Source organism: Shigella sp. FC1661, assembly GCF_001712525.1.
Classification (GTDB): Bacteria; Pseudomonadota; Gammaproteobacteria; order Enterobacterales; family Enterobacteriaceae; genus Escherichia; species Escherichia coli.
Window position 1 is genome coordinate 1 of sequence record NZ_MDGW01000530.1, and the last position, 21,771, is coordinate 21,771.

A 21,771-nucleotide genomic window follows, 5' to 3' on the forward strand; every position below is an offset into this window, starting at 1 on the left:
AACACGCCAGTTCGCCCGGATGTTGGGACTTGAACCGAAGAACACGGCGGTGCGGAGTCCGGAGAGTAACGGAATAGCAGAGAGCTTCGTGAAAACGATAAAGCGTGACTACATCAGTATCATGCCCAAACCAGACGGGTTAACGGCAGCAAAGAACCTTGCAGAGGCGTTCGAGCATTATAACGAATGGCATCCGCATAGTGCGCTGGGTTATCGCTCGCCACGGGAATATCTGCGGCAGCGGGCTTGTAATGGGTTAAGTGATAACAGATGTCTGGAAATATAGGGGCAAATCCATATATTATGTGATCTAAATCACTTTTAAGTCAGAGTGAATAATGGAACGACTAAAACGCATGTCGGTGTTTGCCAAAGTAGTTGAATTTGGCTCTTTTACCGCCGCCGCCAGACAGCTACAGATGAGCGTTTCGTCCATCAGTCAGACGGTGTCAAAACTGGAAGATGAGTTGCAGGTAAAGCTGTTAAACCGTAGCACACGCAGCATTGGCCTGACCGAAGCCGGTAGAATTTACTACCAGGGCTGCCGTCGTATGCTTCATGAAGTGCAGGATGTTCATGAGCAACTGTATGCCTTCAATAACACCCCCATCGGGACGCTACGCATTGGCTGTTCTTCAACTATGGCACAAAATGTTCTCGCCGGGCTGACAGCCAAAATGCTGAAAGAATACCCAGGTTTGAGCGTCAATCTGGTTACCGGAATTCCAGCCCCCGACCTGATTGCCGACGGTCTGGATGTGGTGATCCGCGTCGGCGCGTTGCAGGATTCCAGCCTGTTTTCCCGCCGTCTTGGCGCGATGCCAATGGTGGTGTGCGCCGCGAAAAGCTATCTCACACAATACGGCATACCGGAAAAACCCGCCGATTTAAGTAGCCATTCATGGCTTGAATACAGCGTGCGGCCCGACAATGAATTTGAACTGATTGCACCGGAAGGGATCTCGACTCGCCTGATCCCGCAAGGGAGATTTGTGACTAATGATCCGATGACGCTGGTGCGCTGGCTAACGGCGGGTGCCGGGATCGCCTACGTGCCGCTGATGTGGGTGATCAACGAGATCAATCGTGGGGAGCTGGAGATCCTGCTGCCGCGTTATCAGTCAGATCCACGCCCGGTTTATGCGTTATATACCGAAAAAGATAAGCTGCCGCTGAAGGTACAGGTCGTGATCAACTCGCTGACGGATTATTTTGTTGAGGTCGGTAAATTGTTTCAGGAGATGCACGGGCGCGGGAAAGAGAAGTAATTCATATTGTACTGTTACGTTCTACAAACCTGTGCCAACGGGTTCCCCTCACCCTAACCCCAGAGGAGCGAGGGGACCGTTCGTGCATGTAGAAAGATTAATTATCCTTCTGAAAATAATGAAATTATTACGCAGTACCGCCAACAGTCAGGTTATCAACTTTCAGCGTTGGCTGGCCCACGCCAACCGGCAAACTTTGCCCTTCTTTACCGCAGACACCTACGCCGTTATCCAGTTTCAGGTCGTTGCCAACCATCGAAATCTGCTGCATGGTTTCGATACCGGAACCAATCAACGTTGCGCCTCTCACCGGCTTCGTTACTTTACCGTTTTCAATCAGATATGCTTCTGAAGTGGAGAAAACGAATTTGCCGGAGGTGATATCCACCTGACCGCCACCAAAGTTCGGTGCATAGATACCGTACTCAACGGATTCAATAATTTCCTGCGGGGTCGATTTACCCGGCAGCATATAGGTGTTGGTCATACGCGGCATGGGCAGATGGGCGTAGGATTCACGGCGACCGTTGCCAGTCGGCGTCATCCCCATCAAACGCGCGTTGAGTTTATCCTGCATGTAGCCTTTCAGAATGCCGTTCTCAATCAGCACGTTGTACTGGCCTGGCGTACCTTCGTCATCAATCGCCACCGAACCACGGCGATCGACCATCGTGCCGTCATCAACCACGGTACACAGTTCTGAAGCCACCAGCTCCCCGACCTGCCCACTAAATACTGAAGTGCCGCGGCGGTTGAAGTCGCCTTCCAGACCGTGACCTACCGCTTCATGCAACAGCACGCCCGGCCAACCTGCGCCAAGTACTACCGGCATGGTGCCCGCTGGTGCAGCAACGGCAGAAAGATTGACCAGCGCCATACGCACTGCTTCTTTTGCCCATGCATCCGCACGGACTTCGCCGTCAAGATCGGCAAGGAAGAACTCATAACCAAAACGACCGCCACCGCCACCGGCACCGCGTTCGCGTTTGCCATCTTCTTCGACCAGAACGCTCACGGAAAGACGCACCAGCGGACGGACATCCGCCGCTAGCGTGCCGTCGGTGGCCGCAACCAGAATTAATTCATAGACACCACTGAGGCTGGCAGTCACTTCCTGTACGCGCTTGTCCGCTTCGCGAGCAACCTTATCGACGCGACGCAGGATATCCAGCTTCTCTTCACGGCTCATGCTTTGCAGCGGATCTACCGAGGTATACAACGGGCTATGCCCTACCGCGCCCAGCGTCTGTACTTTGCCATCACCACTATCACGGACGATGGTGCGCGCCGCTTGCGCACTCTGTTCCAGCGCCAGCAGGCTGATTTGGTCAGCGTAAGCAAATCCGGTTTTTTCACCGCTGATTGCACGCACGCCAACGCCCTGATCGATGTTGTAAGAACCATCTTTAATAATGCGGTCTTCTAAAACCCAGGATTCGTGATAGCTCGACTGAAAATAGAGATCGCCATAATCAAGGCGACGTTCGGCCAGTTGACCGAGGATCGCGAACAAGTCCTGATGTTTCAGGCCGTTCGCCGCTAGCAATTGTTCACTTACCAGGTTAAGAGTCATCGTTTTTGCTACTCGTTAGTTACTGCAGTAGAGGATTTTTTACGGCTGCCGGATGCGGCGTGAACGCCCTATCCGACCTACGGTTATGTTCTGGCTCGTTGGCCTTTGGCAACGATTATCATATGAGATTGGGGCAATTACGCGCCCTCGTCAAATCATTGCGCTTTTTCTTTACGCGGTTGGCGCAACACTTCGTTGATTTGCGGATCGTCCAGCGGACCCGAAATGTGATAGCGCAAAATGGAGACTTTGCTCCACAGCGGCCCCAGCACTTTACTGGCTGCAAATACTGCCGCGCCAACAATGGGGTTAACCGCAAAAGCCGCAGCCACGCCCACCGTCGCAGAAATCTCTGGTGCGACAACCGCTTCCATATTCAGGTCGCGACGTACCAGATTTACCGACCCTTTCATGGCGATATCCGCCTCCAGGCCATCCACCAGCGTGTCGTCGGTGTGCATAACGCCGTCTTTAATCCACGCGGTGCTGCGAATGGAGTCAAAATAGAACCCTTCGCCAAAAGTGTCTCTGAAATCAAAACGCAGCTTACGCATCAGGGCATCAACGCTCAATAAGCGCAGCAATTGCCCGGCATGTCCGGTATTGATTTCGGTAATTTCGCCTTTACCCAGTTGAGTATGAATGATGCCATTCAACGTCGCCTCATCTGGTTGCCAGGGTGCTTTGCGCCAGTGTAAATCGTAATCCACATTAAATGACGACTGGCGTATGGGCGTCGTGACACCAAAAAATTCTGCGGCGGCATCAATTTTCTGCCCGCGCAGTTTTCCTTTCAGCGAGGTACGTTCATTCCCCGGATTATTAACCCATTCACCATCGGCAGTAAGCCGCGAGAAACCAGTATCAATCAGTCCATTGGTCAGCGTTAACGTATCGCCAGAAATGGTGAGATCACTGTCAATACGACCGAATTTTTGCCCCCAGAACCAGCACTCTGTGCATCGTATTTGTGCGTCCGACCAGCCACGGAAGTTAATGCGCTCCGTTGTCGGGAAAGGTGATGACGGTGTTGAATCACCACGAGTTTTCGCCACGCTCGGGTTGTAATAAAGATATTTGATATTCGCCAGCCACGGCGCGTTATTACGCATCGCCAGCGTGGCATTGATTTCACGCCCCTGCGCCTCAACCAGGGTGCCATTTGCCGTCGGTTGCGAAACAATACTCAGGTTATTCCATTGCTGATTTCCCAGTGACAACATAGGCGTACGTAACGTTATGTGTTGTGGGAAACTCGCTGCACCACCGACACTCTCCGCAGCGCCTTTCTGGAACAGGGCCAGCCACTCGGCACCATTCATCGGCGGCATATTGAGTTCAACGCCACTTTGTTCCGGCAACGGCGGGAGCGTTTTACTGTCTGCCGCCCAAATAGCACGATCGAGCGTCAGCTTTTGACCAAGCAACCAGCGGCTATTGAAATGGTTATCCGCACCAGCCTGTCCGGTTAATTCAAAGCTGCTGAGATTGCCATCAACCTTAACGTTTACCGGCAGTGGTTCACCCGCAGGTTTGGCTAACGGTGAAGGTAAGTGACTGCTCACATTATTCAGATCGCCGTTCAGCTCTACGTTATAGGTCGCGCCAGCATGATAAGGCAGATCAATGCCCACTTTACCATCCCACGCCACGCTGCCACTCAATGCTTCGTTCACCGCTGCAGGCAGAACGCCGGTTTTCGCCGGTAGCCAGTTACCGTTGAGGTTTACCGCAACCTGGTAGGCTTTTGCCCCTTCTTTGGTGGAAAAATCCACGTTCAACGGCTGATTAAACCAGCTTGCTGTCAGTGGTTCACTTTGCAGATCGCCATTGATAAAGCTGAATTTACCGCTCAAATTTTTCAGGGTGCTGTCGAGTGGTTTGATAAACAGACTGTTATTACGCAGCGTCACTTCACCTTTCGCGGTTACCAGTTCGCCGTTCAGCGGGATATCAAGATGTAAGCGAGCATTCACATCGCCGTCGAGCTGGAGTTCTTGCAGGGTCGCACCCAGAGAATCTTTCAGCGGTGTCTCATCAAAGTAAGGGCCAACGGCTTTACCCGGACCTTTAATGTCAGCGTCAATCAGCAGTTTTTCTTTCGAGTAGTCAGGGATCACTGCGGTGAGATTACTCGCGCGCACGCCGCCCAGATTAACGTCATCGGTTTTCATCCATAAACCGTCGTTAATAAAGTCCAGTTCAATATCAAGGTTAGTTAATGCAGGCCAGTCCGGCTGGAAGGCAAACTTCGCGTTACGCAGCGGCACCAGCACTTCAAACTGACCTTCGTTGTGTTTATAGGGGAAGAGTTGCGGATTGCCACCATAAACCAGCGTCGCGTTATCCGCTTCACCGCCCTGAATCGCGCCACTTAAGTAATCAACTAGGTCTTTACCCATCAAGTTTTCCGGGAAATAGCGCCAGGCTTGTGAACCATCATCGGTACTGATGCCAGCCAGAATACCCAGCCAGGGTTCATCGTTAGCAGGTTGCAGGTAACGAAAACCGCCGCGCGCATGGACGGCTTTGGCTTTAACGTCAATATTACGCCCATCCAGCTGGAAACCTTTGTCATTGTTCAGCCAGCTTATAGTTGCCTGGCCGTCGGCGATTTCCAGTGGCGCACGGAATACCGTTTCGTAAGGCATCTTTGCCTGCTTCATCGACGCGGTAAGCAAACCATTTTCAACGCTGCCGGAAAGCGTCCCGGAGAAGTGTTCCGCACCCGGTAATAATTTCCATTGCTTCCAGGCCAGATCGCTCCACGATGCCTGAAAACGGGTCTTGTCTGCCGCCTGAAGCGGGATATCCAGCGCCAGAGTGTTAATCTTGCCGCTCGGTTGTGTGGAGCGCCAAACATCACCCAGTGCAGGTGAAAGTTTCGCGGCCAGCGGGCGTATGCCCTCCAGGCCTGCCAGCTCCAGATTACTGGCGCGAATCCGGAGTTCGTCACTGCGTTTATTGTCTTTGCCGCCAACGTCCTGTTCCGGTATCCAGGCCAGCGTCAATGCTCCGCTCGGCCAGGGTTTGCCGTCCATCGTGATCCGTGTATCGGGAATAGAGAACTGCCAGCCCGGATTTTCACGCGTAATATGCGCGGTCAGATTATCCACCGACAGCGTATGCGTTTGCTTCTCGCCCAACCAGCTGGCACCGCCCTGTTTCAGCCAGACGTCACCGCCGGTTACATCGCCTTTGTCGATCGTCATCCAGCCTTCAAGGGAGAACTGTGCCGTTTCCAGAGCAATATTGTCCTGCATCCATTTACCGAGCCACGGCTTCAGGTCGATGTCATCCGCCTGTAGCCAGACGCGACCATTGCTTAACAACCCCTCATCATCGCGCAAATCCATGCGCACCTGCATCACGCCGTGCTGTCCGGTAAGGCTGGAGAGGCTTACCAGGCCTTCCGCACGGTGTCGACGTGGATCGTTCAGCCAGGTGAGTTGTGGGATCGCCAGCTCGGCGCGCTGACCGGATGGCGTCAGAAAACTGACTTCACTGTCGCGGAGATCGAAATGGTCAAATTGACGAAGAAACAGATCGCTGATGTGACTGGCTTCCAGGCTATCATTACCACCACCGCTGGTGATAGGAGTGTTGGTGCGAAAGCGCAGCTGCCAGAAAGTGAGGTCGCGAAACTGCCAGCGCATATGTAACAAGCTCTGCCAGACATCCAGCGCCAGAGTAACGCGTTTAACCGAAAATTCGCCGCCATCTTTTAGTTCTGCACGGATGTCGTGTGCTTCAAGCGTCGGGCCAAAATTCTGCCAGCTGGCTGAGAGCTGACTGGCTTCTACCGGCATGCCAGTCGCGGATTCTATTTTGTTGAGGATTTCCGGACGCCAGGCGTCAAGATGCGGTAAAGCAATACGCAGGCCGCTAACCAGCAGGGCTGCGATCACAACGAGCGCGGCTCCAGTAAGCAGTAAAATCCCCGGCAATCGCCTCACCCGTCACTCCTTGTCTGCTAAAAATGTGACTCAAAAACCCTTTGCCGGATGGCGGCCCAGCATCTGTTTACATCATTACGACGTCAAACTGCTCCTGGTTATAGAGCGGTTCAATTTGTACTTTAACCTGTTTGCCAACGAAAATTTCCACTTCCGCCAGCGAGTGTGACTCTTCGCCTTTCAAGGCTTCAGCTACTGCCGGAGAAGCATAGACCAGGAAACGGTCGGAGTCGTAAGCATGGTGGACACGAACAATCTCGCGCATGATTTCATAGCATACCGTTTCCACGGTTTTCACCGTTCCGCGACCGTGGCAGGTTGGGCATTCGTTACACAGTACGTGCTCAATGCTTTCGCGGGTGCGTTTACGCGTCATCTCCACCAGCCCCAGCGCCGAAAAACCATTAACGCTGGTTTTCACCCGGTCTTTGCTCAACGCCTGCTCCAGCGAGTGCAGCACGCGGCGGCGGTGATCTTCATTATTCATATCGATGAAATCAATAATGATAATCCCACCCAGATTACGCAACCGTAACTGGCGAGCGATAGCCTGCGTCGCTTCAATATTGGTATTGAAAATGGTGTCGTCCAGATTGCGATGACCGACAAACGCTCCGGTATTGATGTCCACGGTGGTCATCGCTTCGGTCTGGTCGATAATCAGATAACCACCGGATTTCAGTTCTACTTTGCGTTCCAGCGCTCGCTGGATTTCGTTTTCGACATCAAAGAGATCGAAAATCGGCTGGCGTCCGGTGTAATGCTCCAGCTTGCTGGTCATCTCGGGAATGTACTCCGAGGTAAACTCCAGCAATGCTTCGTAAGTCAGGCGTGAGTCAACGCGAATGCGGTCCAGTTCGGCGTCGGCGAAATCACGCAGAACACGCTGCGCCAGCGCCAGTTCGCCGTACAGCTGATAACGGGTCTGCGGGCGTTTTTTACGCTCCATAACTTTGGTCCAGACGCGTTTCAGATAAGCGGCATCGGAGGCCAGTTCAGCCTCGCCAACCCCTTCCGCTGCGGTACGGATGATAAACCCGCCCTGCTCGTCGCAATACTCTGCGACCACTTTTTTCAGGCGTTCACGTTCTGATTCGCTTTCAATACGTTGGGAAACCCCAACGTGAGAAGCCCCTGGCATAAACACCAGATAGCGAGAAGGCAGCGTGATATCGGTGGTCAGGCGCGCACCTTTAGTGCCAAGCGGATCTTTCACCACCTGCACCATCAGATCTTGCCCCTGACGAACCAGTTCCGAGATGTCGCGCACCGTGAATTGCTTTTGTTCTTCACCCGCCACACATTCGGTGTGCGGCATGATATCGGATGCATGAAGAAACGCGGCTTTATCCAGCCCAATATCTACAAAAGCCGCCTGCATACCCGGAAGTACACGACTTACACGACCCTTGTAGATATTGCCTACTATTCCGCGTCGCGCCTCACGTTCAATATGAATTTCCTGCAGAATACCGCCATCAATATACGCCACTCGCGTTTCCGAAGGCGTTACGTTTACTAACAATTCAGCCGTCATGTTTATCCCTTTTCTCACGCAGTGCGTTAAAATTACTTAATAATTCATACGTTTCAACCAGCGGTAAGCCGACTACGGCGTGATAGCTGCCATTTATCTTCCTGACAAAACAGCCACCCAGCCCCTGAATACCGTATGCACCTGCTTTATCTAACGGTTCACCGCTGGCGACATAGCCCGCGATGTCTTCGTCTGTTAACGTTCTGAAAGTCACATCGGTGACCACCAGGCAATCGAGAATGTGCTGGCTGTCGGCCAACACCACTGCCGTCATCACCTGATGGGTCTGACCCGATAATTTGCGCAACATCTGCGCCGCATGCTCTGCGTCGCGCGGTTTCTCCAGCACTTCTCCATTCAGGATAACGATAGTATCCGCACCCAGCACCGGGAGATCCTGCGCCGTTTGCGCGACACCCGCCTGTGCTTTCTCGCGTGCCAGACGCACAACATACTGCTGCGCGCTCTCCTGCGGCTGACGCTGCTCCTCAATGCCCGTAACAATACGTTCAAAGGTCACGCCAAGTTGCGCAAGTAACTCCTGACGACGCGGAGAACCGGAAGCTAAATACAGAGAAGTCATAGAAACCTTTATTGCACTGCAAACTGCTGACGGACTTTACGCATCAGCAAGAAAATCCACGGCCAGAGCACCCCATTGACTACACTACTCCAGAACACTTCCGGTCTGAAAGAGACGTTAATCACTAAAAACTCTGCCCAGAAAACAATAATATCCACCACCAGCGAAAGCAACATGACGACTAGCGCCTGCTGCCATAATGCGAGGTTGCGGAAAAGCTGGTATTTCAGCGCCACCAGGTAAGCAATGATGCTCATCGCCAATACGCGTACGCCAAGCGTCGAGCCGCTGATCAGATCCAGTATGGCACCCATCACAAAACCTGTGCCCACATTTACGCGATGGGGCAAGGCCAGGATCCAATACAACAAGATAAGTAACACCCAGTTTGGCCGGAAAACAATCAGGTTATCCGGCCAGGGCATGATTTGCAGCAACAGCGCAATGAGGAAAGAGAGCCAGATTACCCAACGTCCCTGGCTACGATAGCTCGCCACTATTGCCCTCCCGGCGCACGCGCAGGCGGTTGAGCACCACTTTGCGGCGGCGTAGCCCTTTGTGGAGAGCGATTAGCAGCAGGCGCAGTAGCTGCATTTCCTGTCGTCGGTTGCTGCGGAGTCGGCTGAGCGATCCCCGTTGCCGGTTCAGGTAACTTTGGCCCCATCGCGTCTGGCGAAGGCAATACCTGCGGCATCATCTGCATCAGACGTTCATTAGCAACACGATGCACCTCTTCCGGCGTCATCGGGTTAGCGCCGTTACGATCCGCGCCCCACAGCAGCAGCAGATAACGCAAACGTTGCAGTCCTGCAGTCGGACGCGCCTGAATCACAGTATAAGCGCGCTGGGTATCGAGTTTTACGGAAGAGACAACCGCGACCGGATAGCCTTCCGGGAAACGACCGCCCAGACCGGAGGTCACCAGCACATCACCAACACGAATATCCGTATTCGCTGGCAGATGCTCAAGCTGCAAATCATCCGTACAACCGTTACCGGCTGCAATTACGCGGATATCGTTGCGCAGCACCTGGATTGGCAGCGCGTGGGTCGCATCACAAATCAGCAGCACGCGACTGGTCAGTTTAGCGACGGCCACCACCTGACCAACAACACCTTTGTCGCTGATGACCGGCTGGCCTTCATAAACGCCATTAACGCTACCTTTATCGATAACAACTTGATCGCTATAAGGATCGTTAACCGTGGAGATAACCTGAGTCACCATTTTCTGCTCATCCTGACGCAGCGGGGAACCCAGCAGCTCGCGCAGACGCGCGTTCTCCTGTTTGTATTGTCCAAGCATCAGCAGTTCACTGTTTTTCAGCAACAGTTCCTGACGTAACGCCCGGTTTTCAAGTTCTAGTTGGTCACGCGAGGCCAGCGTCTGCGATACGCCATCCAGCAATTCACGAGGAGCATTGGAAACAAAGTAGAAAGGACTGACGGCGGTATCCATATAAGTACGGATTTGACTGAACGTCCCCAGGCGGCTGTCGGCAATAATAATGCCGAGCGCCACCAGCACCGCCAGAATAAGGCGAATCTGTAGCGACGGGCCACGGCTAAAAATTGGCTTCATAAGTTATGCGTATTCTCGTATCAGACCAGGCAGGGTAAACAGACATTTCCCCTGCCTGCATCCGATTACTCTTCGCTGAACAGGTCGCCGCCGTGCATGTCGATCATTTCCAGCGCTTTGCCGCCACCGCGCGCCACACAGGTCAGCGGGTCTTCAGCAACAACGACTGGAATGCCGGTTTCTTCCATTAACAAACGGTCAAGGTTACGCAGCAGTGCGCCACCACCGGTGAGCACCATGCCGCGCTCGGAGATGTCGGAAGCCAGTTCCGGCGGGCACTGTTCCAGTGCAACCATTACCGCGCTCACAATACCGGTCAGCGGTTCCTGCAGTGCTTCGAGGATTTCGTTGGAGTTCAGGGTAAAACCGCGTGGAACACCTTCTGCCAGGTTACGGCCACGAACTTCGATTTCACGGACTTCATCGCCCGGGTAAGCCGAACCGATTTCGTGCTTGATACGTTCTGCAGTGGCTTCACCGATCAGAGAACCGTAATTACGACGCACATAGTTGATGATAGCTTCGTCGAAACGATCACCACCAATGCGCACGGAAGAGGAGTAAACCACGCCGTTCAAGGAGATAACAGCAACTTCAGTGGTACCACCACCGATATCAACCACCATAGAACCGGTCGCTTCAGAAACCGGCAGGCCAGCACCAATTGCGGCAGCCATCGGTTCTTCAATCAGGAAGACTTCACGGGCACCAGCGCCCTGCGCGGATTCACGAATTGCGCGGCGTTCAACCTGGGTCGCGCCAACCGGTACACAAACCAGAACGCGCGGGCTTGGACGCATAAAGCTGTTGCTGTGCACTTGTTTGATGAAGTGCTGGAGCATTTTTTCAGTCACGAAGAAGTCGGCGATAACGCCGTCTTTCATTGGGCGAATGGCAGCAATATTGCCCGGCGTACGGCCCAGCATCTGCTTCGCGTCATGACCTACTGCAGCTACGCTTTTCGGTGAACCGGCACGATCCTGACGAATGGCCACCACGGAAGGCTCATTCAATACGATGCCTTGTCCTTTTACATAAATGAGGGTATTCGCAGTACCCAGGTCAATGGACAAGTCATTGGAAAACATGCCACGAAATTTTTTCAACATACTAAGGGATAATCCTGAAAGCTGGGGCGGAAAAGAAAATCCGCTTACTTTACCAACCACACGCAGCAGCGACAAGGCGCAAAAATCATCTGCTACGGTGAAAATTAGTGCAGTTCGTTTCCTTTGTTACAAATCTCTGCCTGAGTCCAGAAAGGCTTAATGCATCAGCAGCATTCCTCGCCTGTTTGCAACCGCGTAAGGTCATTCATCTGCATATGTGCTGCAACAATCTGGCGAGCAGACAAGCACACTCCCATGAGACGCAGCGCGCGTTATTCTACGTGAAAACGGATTAAACGGCAGGTTAAACCGAGTATCTTTGTGAATATTTTTTCACGTTAGTATCAAGTGGCTGTGAGGACGCGAAAAAATCCCCTTGCCCGCCTGTAACACCGCGCTGAATCAGGGTCTGCCACTCGCTTCGCGAACGCACACCGGTGGCGTAAACCTGGGTGCTGGTCCCGGAGCAGGCTTCCACCAGGCTTTGAACCAGCAGCTGGTTCTCCGTTCGCTTCTCAATGTTTCTGACCAGCCCCGGATGGAGCTTGAGTAACTCAACATTAAGTTCTTTGATCCAACTGGTGCTTACCAGCGTCAAACCAGCCTGGTTGACGGCTACCCGTACCCCTAAAGCATTCACTAAACGAATAACAGGTTGTAAACGACTGATATGTTGACCTACATCGGCCTCTGCAAGTTCAATAATTATGCGTTTTCGTTGTGATTTTTCACATTGCATTAACGTATCGCGCAGCCAACGCTGAAAACGCGGGCGAATCAGCGACTCAACGGTAACCTGAATCGCCAGATTTTCCTCTGGCCAGTACCGCAATAGTGGAATAAGACGGCTGATTTGCAGACGGTCATACTCTTCCGATAAGCCAAACTGCAAGACCATCGGCATATACTCCGCCGAGCTAACCTCTTCATTACCATCGAAGATGCGGCACATGAGTTCGCGATGATGAACCTGACCTTCGCGAGTAACCGCCGGTTTTTGATAAAGGCGCGGGCCGCCGCGACTGAGCATTTGCTCGATAAGCGTACGCCAGCGAACATTACCGCGTCCTTTTTCAGGCAACGAGTCATCGTAAATAGCCCAGCTATTGCCGCCCTGCAATCCCGCATTACGCGTGGCAGACTCTGCATGTTCCATTACCTGCTCGGTATCCTGACCACTACGCCAGGCGCAGATACCAATGTGGATCATATCGTCGCGATCGAGCATTTTATTGTTCGGCAAGGTATCGACGGCTTTGATTAACTGACCGGCGATGCTCTCTGCCTCTTTTAACGTCCGGTGCGGTAACAGCGCAGCAAAATCACTGCGGTGGTAACGCGCCAGCAGTGCGCCAGGGTAGCGCATCATAAATGTCGACAGCAGATTCGTCAGAGTGAAGAACTGTTCTTCAACCTGGCTGTGCCCCCAAGTATCGCTCAACATATTGAAATCCGGCAGACGAATCATCATCACGATCCCGTGGGTACCTACTTTCTCCTGATCTTCCAGTAACGTTGCTAACTGATTATCGAAAAAGAGTCGGTTATTGAGGCCGGTTTTCACGTCCTGGGCGGCATAAGAGCGGATCAGCGTATCAAGACGGCTGTGTTGTTCGCGTGCGTTCTGAATTTCACGAAGCAGCGTATCCAGCGCACTGCTGGTTCTGGGCGGCCATTCATAGATGGTTCCCAACACATTAGAGCCACGCTCACCGTTTAAGATACGAGTAGCCCGGGTTTCCAGCAATTCTTGCCCGGCAAGTTGCCGTTGTAACCAGCGTACCGCCAAGAAAAGCATAACAATGATAAAGCTAATCGCCCCCGTGAGCGGCGCGGTGGTCATCAACGAATGGAAATAGTTGCCCATCGGATCCTGATAAACCAGACGCAGCGACATCCCCGGATGCTTTATCAACGGAACGCTCAGTTCACGAAACAGATCGCTGGAGCCAACCGGACGATAACTACCATTTCTGGCCAGGGTATAAACCTGTTTATCACCATGGAGCAGGCCTACACGAACGATATCTGCCGACATCATTAATTCGGTAATTTGTGGCCTTAATGTGCTGAAGTCATTCGACACAAGGTGGGTATCAATCGCCGTCGCCACCGCCTGAACGCGATGACTAAACTTATACTGAATTGCGTTGTAGAAACTTAGCGAACAGCCCAGCAAAGTCACAAAAATTGTTAACCCGGTGAGCAGCGTAACAAAGGCCGAAAATTTCGTCGTTAATCTCATCCTTGTGTTAACTCCGATAGTGAGGAAGCGGGCATACTAGCAAATCAGATTTATCTCGCAATTTATTGCGCTTCATCGGCTTTGCTTTTCCATTAGCGAGTATAATCTTCAGAAATTATTTTCCAATCCATCATGCACATGAGGACCACTTATGCAGGCGTTACTTTTAGAACAGCAGGACGGCAAAACTCTCGCATCAGTACAGACTCTGGACGAAAGTCGCCTGCCGGAGGGCGATGTCACGGTCGATGTTCACTGGTCGAGCCTGAACTATAAAGATGCGCTGGCGATTACCGGTAAGGGAAAATCATCCGTAATTTTCCGATGATTCCTGGGATCGATTTTGCCGGAACTGTACGCACCAGCGAAGATCCGCGTTTTCATGCCGGTCAGGAGGTGTTACTCACTGGCTGGGGCGTTGGTGAAAACCACTGGGGTGGGCTGGCGGAGCAGGCGCGAGTGAAAGGTGACTGGCTGGTTGCCATGCCGCAAGGGCTGGACGCGCGTAAAGCAATAATTATCGGTACTGCCGGTTTTACCGCCATGCTGTGTGTGATGGCGCTGGAAGATGCCGGTGTTCGCCCGCAGGACGGGGAGATTGTCGTGACGGGTGCCAGTGGTGGCGTCGGCAGTACCGCCGTGGCGCTGCTGCATAAGTTGGGTTATCAGGTCGTTGCCGTTTCCGGTCGCGAAAGTACCCATGAATATCTGAAAAGTTTAGGTGCCAGCCGTATTCTCCCTCGTGATGAGTTTGCCGAATCCCGTCCTCTGGAAAAACAAGTCTGGGCTGGGGCAATTGACACTGTTGGCGACAAAGTGCTGGCAAAAGTGCTGGCGCAAATGAATTACGGCGGCTGCGTGGCGGCCTGTGGTCTGGCGGGTGGTTTTACTCTGCCAACCACGGTCATGCCATTTATTCTGCGTAATGTCCGTTTGCAAGGGGTGGATTCAGTAATGACGCCACCAGAACGCCGCGCACAAGCCTGGCAGCGACTGGTCGCCGATTTACCGGAATCATTCTATACCCAGGCGGCAAAAGAGATATCTCTGTCAGAGGCACCGAACTTTGCCGAGGCCATCATTAATAACCAGATCCAGGGTCGCACGCTGGTGAAGGTTAACTAACCATTTAGCAAGGAATAATAAGAGAGGGAACTCATTTTGACATCATTATTCAATCGGTTAACGGGAAAAGCGGTTAGCCGGACAGCTTTCGTCGAACACCTTGGTCAGGAAGTTGTACAACATCATCCAAACTGGAAAGTCATGATTTCGACTGACCACAAATTGATGCGCATTGATACTCCTCTAAACAGCCATTATTGATACGCCTCCGTCGCCTGTTAGGTTTATGGTGCTTTGCCTGGGCGACACTACGCTTAACCTGTTACTGATTTCTGGTACCATGGGGTGAATAATCTGATTTTGTTTGACTGCAAATTAACCACTCGAACCTATTTAATGCTGAGAATTGTCAGTCGGTTGATTTTGCGTGCTTTAGCATTCACATCTATCCAGACGATGCAGTGAAAATTGGGTAATCCCCAGCAACCGCTGCGTAATGTCGTCTATCTTGTCGCGATCCTGGCATCCCTACATTATTTGTGGTCTGTGAAGATTATCTCATTGCAGCCCCTCATCTTCGCAGGGCTGGCTTTACAGCTTTTCACCTTACGTTATAAGAAGTTCCGTCGATGATGGCGCTAATTTCGTGAATTGTGCGGCTTGTTGCAAATTACACGGTGTTGAAGGTTATTTACATGTTAGCTGTTGATTATCTTCCCTGATAAGACCAGTATTTAGCTGCCAATTGCTACGAAATCGTTATAATGTGCGACCTCGTCCTCCCTGACGCAGTTTTTGCGCTGCGGAAAAGGTGACATTGGCGCAACGAAGGTATATTTTGTTTTTTGCCGGAGGATAGCAGCAGATCGCTGCACAATGTCCGTCAAGTCTAACATTGATACTCTGGGGCAAAATAGACCGGCGTCCCGGCCTGCTGGAATTTATCGCTATGCATACAGCTGTCGGGGCATACGCTTTACAGACGGCGGTGAAACGCCTGTCACAATCACACTAAACAAAGAGTACGGAACCCACTCATGGATATTCGTAAGATTAAAAAACTGATCGAGCTGGTTGAAGAATCAGGCATCTCCGAACTGGAAATTTCTGAAGGCGAAGAGTCAGTACGCATTAGCCGTGCAGCTCCTGCCGCAAGTTTCCCTGTGATGCAACAAGCTTACGCTGCACCAATGATGCAGCAGCCAGCTCAATCTAACGCAGCCGCTCCGGCGACCGTTCCTTCCATGGAAGCGCCAGCAGCAGCGGAAATCAGTGGTCACATCGTACGCTCCCCGATGGTTGGTACTTTCTACCGCACCCCAAGCCCGGACGCAAAAGCGTTCATCGAAGTGGGTCAGAAAGTCAACGTGGGCGATACCCTGTGCATCGTTGAAGCCATGAAAATGATGAACCAGATCGAAGCGGACAAATCCGGTACCGTGAAAGCAATTCTGGTCGAAAGTGGACAACCGGTAGAATTTGACGAGCCGCTGGTCGTCATCGAGTAACGAGGCGAACATGCTGGATAAAATTGTTATTGCCAACCGCGGCGAGATTGCATTGCGTATTCTTCGTGCCTGTAAAGAACTGGGCATCAAGACTGTCGCTGTGCACTCCAGCGCGGATCGCGATCTAAAACACGTATTACTGGCAGATGAAACGGTCTGTATTGGCCCTGCTCCGTCAGTAAAAAGTTATCTGAACATCCCGGCAATCATCAGCGCCGCTGAAATCACCGGCGCAGTAGCAATCCATCCGGGTTACGGCTTCCTCTCCGAGAACGCCAACTTTGCCGAGCAGGTTGAACGCTCCGGCTTTATCTTCATTGGCCCGAAAGCAGAAACCATTCGCCTGATGGGCGACAAAGTATCCGCAATCGCGGCGATGAAAAAAGCGGGCGTCCCTTGCGTACCGGGTTCTGACGGCCCGCTGGGCGACGATATGGATAAAAACCGTGCCATTGCTAAACGCATTGGTTATCCGGTGATTATCAAAGCCTCCGGCGGCGGCGGTGGTCGCGGTATGCGCGTAGTGCGCGGCGACGCTGAACTGGCACAATCCATCTCCATGACCCGTGCGGAAGCGAAAGCTGCTTTCAGCAACGATATGGTTTACATGGAGAAATACCTGGAAAATCCTCGCCACGTCGAGATTCAGGTACTGGCTGACGGTCAGGGCAACGCTATCTATCTGGCGGAACGTGACTGCTCCATGCAGCGCCGCCACCAGAAAGTGGTCGAAGAAGCACCAGCACCGGGCATTACCCCGGAACTACGTCGCTACATCGGCGAACGTTGCGCTAAAGCGTGTGTTGATATCGGCTATCGCGGTGCAGGTACTTTCGAGTTCCTGTTCGAAAACGGCGAGTTCTATTTCATCGAAATGAACACCCGTATTCAGGTAGAACACCCGGTTACAGAAATGATCACCGGCGTTGACCTGATCAAAGAACAGCTGCGTATCGCTGCCGGTCAACCGCTGTCGATCAAGCAAGAAGAAGTTCACGTTCGCGGCCATGCGGTGGAATGTCGTATCAACGCCGAAGATCCGAACACCTTCCTGCCAAGCCCAGGCAAAATCACCCGTTTCCACGCACCTGGCGGTTTTGGAGTGCGTTGGGAGTCTCATATCTACGCGGGCTACACCGTACCGCCGTACTATGACTCAATGATCGGTAAGCTGATTTGCTACGGTGAAAACCGTGACGTGGCGATTGCTCGCATGAAGAATGCGCTGCAGGAGCTGATCATCGACGGTATCAAAACCAACGTTGATCTGCAGATCCGCATCATGAATGACGAGAACTTCCAGCATGGTGGCACTAACATCCACTATCTGGAGAAAAAACTCGGTCTTCAGGAAAAATAATTTGTGACGCGCGGTGTTTTCATCGCGCTTAGCAAAGAACGTAATCAACGCCGGGCCTGTTAACGCTGCCCGGCGTTTTTATTGCCGTTAGCTAACGGTAGCCTGCAATTTCCGCTTTCAACGCGCTCATTTCAGCATCGCCATCAACAATTCCCAGCTCAAAGCAGTATTTCTTTGTTTCCCCTGGCTCAATAAAGGGCAGACGCCCCTGCGCTCGTTCTTTATCACGACCGTCAGGAAAACTATTACTGACCTCCAGTCCCATAACATACTCACCCGCGCCTAAATTTTTCCACTGGATAAAGTTGGGTAGCTGCATGGTGTCGAATTTCTCGTAAATTCCCCACCCCAGTTCGGCGTTCACCAGAGCAACTTTACTCATCCCCTGACTGTCGCTATTCAACGTGAGATAGTAAACCTGCTCGTCAAAACCGGGCTGTGGGGTACAAATCTCCAGATGACTGGTTAACCCTTCCGCCGCATGCGGAGTTCGTGGCGTTACGCTTTTAGCCGACAGCAAGATTTCTGGCCTGTGGCGATAATAAAGGCCAGCCGTAATTAAAGTGATAAAGAATTTGCAGCGGCTGGCGGGTGAAACCATGATTAGTCACCTTGTCTTCAATGCGCAGCACATTTTCGCCATAACGGCAGCGAATGGTCCTTTCCAGCGTCAGATTTTCGCCGAACAGTCGCGTTTCCCGTACTTTGCCATTGATGACAAATTCAATGCCGTCGTCGGTCCGTTCTGTGCGATACCCCACCTCTTCTGCTGGAGTCGCAGCCAAACGCCCGTGTAACCCCAGCGTTTCTCCTTCATCCTCACAAGGCGTGCCAATGTAGCTAAGTCCGCAGGTAGTCAGTAACCCCGCGTAAAAGCTACGTAAAAATCCGTTGCCCTGAGACTCAAAAAAAGCGGGGGCGACAATGCCGTTGGGGGTGATAAAAGAAAGCGCCGTGTCCTTGTAGCTGGCCCATGCAATATCCAGCGCGCGATCTTTTACCACCGTAAATGCCAGTCCCGCACCAGTACGGACATCAAACGCTTCTGTACCCTTTGCTCTGCCACTACGTAACTCATAGTGTTTAATTCCGGCAACCTGCGAGAGATCGCCAATCCACGACCAAATTTCGTTTTTCATTGTGCTGCTTCCCGAATGGACATGTCATGGCGCTGGATGAACGCTTCGATTTCCGCAAGGCGAGACGTTCCCTCCATTGGGCCACGTCTGGTTACCGCCAGCGCACCGCAGGCATTGGCATATTGCAGCGCTCGATGGACGTCAAACCCTAGCTGGCGGCAGGCAATCCACGCGCCACCAAAGCAGTCTCCCGCACCGGTCGGGTCAACTTCTTCCACCGGATAGCTCTCAACATGAAACTGCTCATTCGCGGAGTAGTAACTGGCACCTTGATTGCCGCGCTTCACAATCACCTCTTTAACACCTTCTTCAAGAAAACCTGCGATTGCACGCTCCGGCGTCGAATGTGGCGACAAGAGCAACACTTCGCCCTCGCTGGGCATATAGATATCCGTTAACTCAAGAACAAAGTGGAGGGCGTCACGCATTTCTGGAATATCGAGCATCTCTTTACGAATATTAGGGTCGAAAGAAATAACACCACCATTTGCTTTAACGATAGTTACCGCTTTTTTTACTGCGTCTACCATATGAAACGAAAACAGGGAAGAGCCCATAATATGAAAATGGGTACAGTCCTTCAGAATATTTTCATCAACATGCTGCGCCGATAATTTACCGCAAGCGGCATTCTTAATATTAAAAATAAAATCGCGATCGCAGAGTTATGATAAGTAACAAAGGCACTCCCGGTAGCTTCCAGAGGTAAGACTGAAATCCCCCTGATATCCACACCGTCAGCAGCCAGACGATGTATATTAATATCACCAAAGCCATCATTCCCCACACAGCTAATGATGCCGCACGGAACGCCAAGACGTGTCACCTGGTCGATAAAAATAGCGGGCGCACCACTGGGATAAGGGCCGTTCCAGATACCTGGTTGATCAAATGGCTGGCCGATTTTACTCGCCATAATTTCAACCAGAATTTCTCCAATTGTGAAGACCTTACTCATATGATTAATTCCTTGAAATGATTAGCTGCGTTTTCTTTTATTTCTTACGTCAAAATAAACGGCTACAAGAATGACTAATCCTTTAACCACCATCTGGTAAAAATAGGGAACATTCATTAAGTTCATGCCATTATTAATAACGCCGATAGTTAATGCGCCGATCACCGTCCCCACCACGGTTCCATAGCCGCCGTTCAGGCTGGTGCCTCCCAGTACAGCCGCAGCAATAGCATCCAGTTCGTAGCTCAACGCGGAATTCGGTTACCCGGAATAGAGGCGTGAGGCGAGGATCATCCCGCTGATACCTGCCAGCACGGCTGTAATCATAAAGACTTTAATTTTCAAGCGGGTGACATTTACCCCTGAATAAATTGCCGCTTCTTTATTACCACCAGTGATATAAATTTTTCGTCCAAAGGTTGTTTTAGTAAGAATGAAGTGGTTAATCAGCAATAAGATGATTAATATCCAGATTGGAATAGGTATATAGAGAAATTCTCCATTCCCCAGTGCCAGAAAGGCATCATCTTTAATCATGATGGGCATACCATCGGTCACTATATAAGCGATACCACGGAAGATCCCCATAGTAGCAACGGTGACAATAAACGACGGGATCCCCGCTATAGCCGTCAAGCCACCATTTATCATCCCCAGAGCCAGTGCTGCAATAATGGATAATGGGACCAATAACATAAATGGAATTCCCCATGAAGCCCCAAGCGCAGCAAATGTGCCAATCAATGCAATGGTTGAACCGACCGATAAATCAATATCGCCAAGCAAAAGTACATAAGTCATTCCATAGGCGGTAATTGCAATTATCGAAACCTGAAGAATAATATTAGTAATGTTGTTGGCGGTAAAAAAACTGTCATTAATAAAACTGAACAGAATGATTAACACCACCATTCCACTGAGGATACCGCCATATTGCCTGAAGACTTTTTTAAAATTATTTGCAATGGGAATTTCCGAAGGTTTCGGACTGGCAAGAGTTTTCTCTGTCATTTAACGTACTCCTGTTGCAGCGGTCATTACCTGTGTCTGCGTTAAATTTTCACATGAATAAATATCGGCAATCGTTTTATTACGCATTACCACCAGACGATCGCTAAGTGCCATGACTTCTGGCAGTTCAGAGGACACCAGAATAATTGCTGTCCCTGCCGCAGCCAGTTGACGTATCACGTTATAGATTTCAAATTTTGCGCCGACATCCACTCCGCGCGTTGGCTCATCGAGCAATAAAATACGCGGAGTTTTCTCCAGCCACTTCGATAACACGATTTTCTGTTGATTACCGCCGCTCAGCGCTCCCACTGCCTGATGTACAGAACTCACTTTAGTGTTCATTCTGGCAATTGATTGCAGCGTCTTCGCCTCTTCTTGTCGGTGATTGATGAGTCCCATCCGCGAAGCGTTATATTGAAACGCCACATGGTGCGTGTTCATATTGACGTCGTGCATCAGCACTAACCCTTCTTCCTTGCGGTTTTCGGTCACAAAAGCAATGCCATGATCAATAGCCTGTTTAGGATTAGTGATCCTGACTTCCTTACCATCAATCAACACAGTCCCGGTAATGACTCCAACTTACTGATAGTGTTTTATGTTCAGATAATGCCCGATGACCTTGTCATGCAGCTCCACCGATTTTGAGAACGACAGTGACTTCCGTCCCAGCCTTGCCAGATGTTGTCTCAGATTCAGATTATGTCGCTCAATGCGCTGAGTGTAACGCTTGCTGATAACGTGCAGCTTTCCCTTCAGGCGTGATTCATACAGCGGCCAGCCATCCGTCATCCATACCACGACCTCAAAGGCCGACAGCAGGCTCAGAAGACGCTCCAGTGTGGCCAGAGTGCGTTCACCGAAGACGTGCGCC

At 51.5% G+C, this 21,771-nt stretch carries 12 protein-coding genes and 6 pseudogenes; 5 read left to right on the plus strand and 13 right to left on the minus strand.

Features of this window, described 5'->3' with window-relative positions; all coding sequences use genetic code 11:
- Positions 1-286, plus strand: a 286-nt coding sequence (locus BFF42_RS21630; protein ID WP_000318964.1) for an integrase core domain-containing protein, incomplete at its 5' end; no start/stop codon positions are given.
- Between the two features lie 52 nt (positions 287-338).
- On the plus strand, positions 339-1,268 hold the full coding sequence (gene aaeR / locus BFF42_RS21635) for an HTH-type transcriptional activator AaeR (RefSeq protein WP_000440317.1): 930 nt from the start codon (positions 339-341) through the stop codon (positions 1,266-1,268).
- 127 nt (positions 1,269-1,395) lie between these two features.
- Here the strand turns inward: aaeR and tldD are convergent, their stop codons facing one another.
- The 8 genes from tldD to csrD all read right to left on the minus strand — a co-directional run bounded on the left by tldD (position 1,396) and on the right by csrD (position 13,853).
- The gene (gene tldD / locus BFF42_RS21640; protein WP_000174339.1) at positions 1,396-2,841 is read right to left on the minus strand and encodes a metalloprotease TldD; all 1,446 of its coding nucleotides are present in this window, start codon (positions 2,839-2,841) and stop codon (positions 1,396-1,398) included.
- A 155-nt stretch (positions 2,842-2,996) separates the two neighbouring features.
- Complete coding sequence (gene yhdP / locus BFF42_RS21645; RefSeq protein WP_001253550.1) at positions 2,997-6,797, minus strand: AsmA2 domain-containing protein YhdP; 3,801 nt, start codon at positions 6,795-6,797, stop codon at positions 2,997-2,999.
- A gap of 67 nt (positions 6,798-6,864) precedes the next feature.
- On the minus strand, positions 6,865-8,334 hold the full coding sequence (gene rng, locus BFF42_RS21650; RefSeq protein WP_000123197.1) for a ribonuclease G: 1,470 nt from the start codon (positions 8,332-8,334) through the stop codon (positions 6,865-6,867).
- On the minus strand, positions 8,324-8,917 hold the full coding sequence (gene yhdE / locus BFF42_RS21655; protein ID WP_000203098.1) for a nucleoside triphosphate pyrophosphatase YhdE: 594 nt from the start codon (positions 8,915-8,917) through the stop codon (positions 8,324-8,326). Before yhdE ends, rng begins: the two co-directional genes overlap by 11 nt.
- A gap of 8 nt (positions 8,918-8,925) precedes the next feature.
- Positions 8,926-9,414, minus strand: coding sequence for a rod shape-determining protein MreD (gene mreD, locus BFF42_RS21660; RefSeq protein ID WP_000179409.1), 489 nt, complete (start codon positions 9,412-9,414; stop codon positions 8,926-8,928).
- Entirely contained in the window at positions 9,414-10,499 is a 1,086-nt protein-coding gene (gene mreC / locus BFF42_RS21665) for a rod shape-determining protein MreC (protein WP_000802512.1), read from the minus strand. The genes mreD and mreC overlap by 1 nt, the downstream gene beginning before the upstream one ends.
- Before the next feature lie 65 nt (positions 10,500-10,564).
- Positions 10,565-11,608, minus strand: coding sequence for a rod shape-determining protein MreB (mreB, locus tag BFF42_RS21670; RefSeq protein WP_000913396.1), 1,044 nt, complete (start codon positions 11,606-11,608; stop codon positions 10,565-10,567).
- 304 nt (positions 11,609-11,912) lie between these two features.
- Positions 11,913-13,853, minus strand: coding sequence for an RNase E specificity factor CsrD (gene csrD, locus BFF42_RS21675; RefSeq protein ID WP_001241461.1), 1,941 nt, complete (start codon positions 13,851-13,853; stop codon positions 11,913-11,915).
- Positions 13,854-14,004: 151 nt separating this feature from the next.
- On the opposite strand from csrD, the pseudogene acuI reads away from it, so the two are divergent.
- From acuI to accC, 3 genes and pseudogenes are all read left to right on the plus strand, one after another.
- Positions 14,005-14,978, plus strand: a pseudogene (gene acuI / locus BFF42_RS21680) (acrylyl-CoA reductase (NADPH)).
- Between the two features lie 977 nt (positions 14,979-15,955).
- The gene (gene accB / locus BFF42_RS21685) at positions 15,956-16,426 is read left to right on the plus strand and encodes an acetyl-CoA carboxylase biotin carboxyl carrier protein (RefSeq protein WP_000354622.1); all 471 of its coding nucleotides are present in this window, start codon (positions 15,956-15,958) and stop codon (positions 16,424-16,426) included.
- 10 nt (positions 16,427-16,436) lie between these two features.
- Complete coding sequence (accC, locus tag BFF42_RS21690) at positions 16,437-17,786, plus strand: acetyl-CoA carboxylase biotin carboxylase subunit (RefSeq protein WP_000884639.1); 1,350 nt, start codon at positions 16,437-16,439, stop codon at positions 17,784-17,786.
- Positions 17,787-17,877: 91 nt separating this feature from the next.
- Here accC and BFF42_RS21695 read toward each other — a convergent pair.
- From BFF42_RS21695 to BFF42_RS21715, 5 pseudogenes are all read right to left on the minus strand, one after another.
- Positions 17,878-18,925: pseudogene (locus BFF42_RS21695) on the minus strand (aldose 1-epimerase family protein).
- Positions 18,922-19,883, minus strand: a pseudogene (locus BFF42_RS21700) (sugar kinase). The pseudogenes BFF42_RS21695 and BFF42_RS21700 overlap by 4 nt, the downstream one beginning before the upstream one ends.
- A gap of 21 nt (positions 19,884-19,904) precedes the next feature.
- A pseudogene (locus BFF42_RS21705) lies at positions 19,905-20,894 on the minus strand (ABC transporter permease).
- Positions 20,895-21,464 (minus strand): annotated as a pseudogene (locus tag BFF42_RS21710) (ATP-binding cassette domain-containing protein); the annotation flags it as partial.
- A 15-nt stretch (positions 21,465-21,479) separates the two neighbouring features.
- Positions 21,480-21,771 (minus strand): annotated as a pseudogene (locus BFF42_RS21715) (IS1-like element IS1X2 family transposase); the annotation flags it as partial.

Excerpts from the sequence above, each read along its gene's own strand:
- aaeR (WP_000440317.1), top strand. The coding sequence starts at position 339 with ATGGAACGACTAAAACGCATGTCGGTGTTTGCCAAAGTAGTTGAATTT.
- tldD (WP_000174339.1), bottom strand. The coding sequence starts at position 2,841 with ATGACTCTTAACCTGGTAAGTGAACAATTGCTAGCGGCGAACGGCCTG.
- rng (WP_000123197.1), bottom strand. The coding sequence starts at position 8,334 with ATGACGGCTGAATTGTTAGTAAACGTAACGCCTTCGGAAACGCGAGTG.
- yhdE (WP_000203098.1), bottom strand. The coding sequence starts at position 8,917 with ATGACTTCTCTGTATTTAGCTTCCGGTTCTCCGCGTCGTCAGGAGTTA.
- mreC (WP_000802512.1), bottom strand. The coding sequence starts at position 10,499 with ATGAAGCCAATTTTTAGCCGTGGCCCGTCGCTACAGATTCGCCTTATT.
- mreB (WP_000913396.1), bottom strand. The coding sequence starts at position 11,608 with ATGTTGAAAAAATTTCGTGGCATGTTTTCCAATGACTTGTCCATTGAC.
- csrD (WP_001241461.1), bottom strand. The coding sequence starts at position 13,853 with ATGAGATTAACGACGAAATTTTCGGCCTTTGTTACGCTGCTCACCGGG.
- accB (WP_000354622.1), top strand. The coding sequence starts at position 15,956 with ATGGATATTCGTAAGATTAAAAAACTGATCGAGCTGGTTGAAGAATCA.
- accC (WP_000884639.1), top strand. The coding sequence starts at position 16,437 with ATGCTGGATAAAATTGTTATTGCCAACCGCGGCGAGATTGCATTGCGT.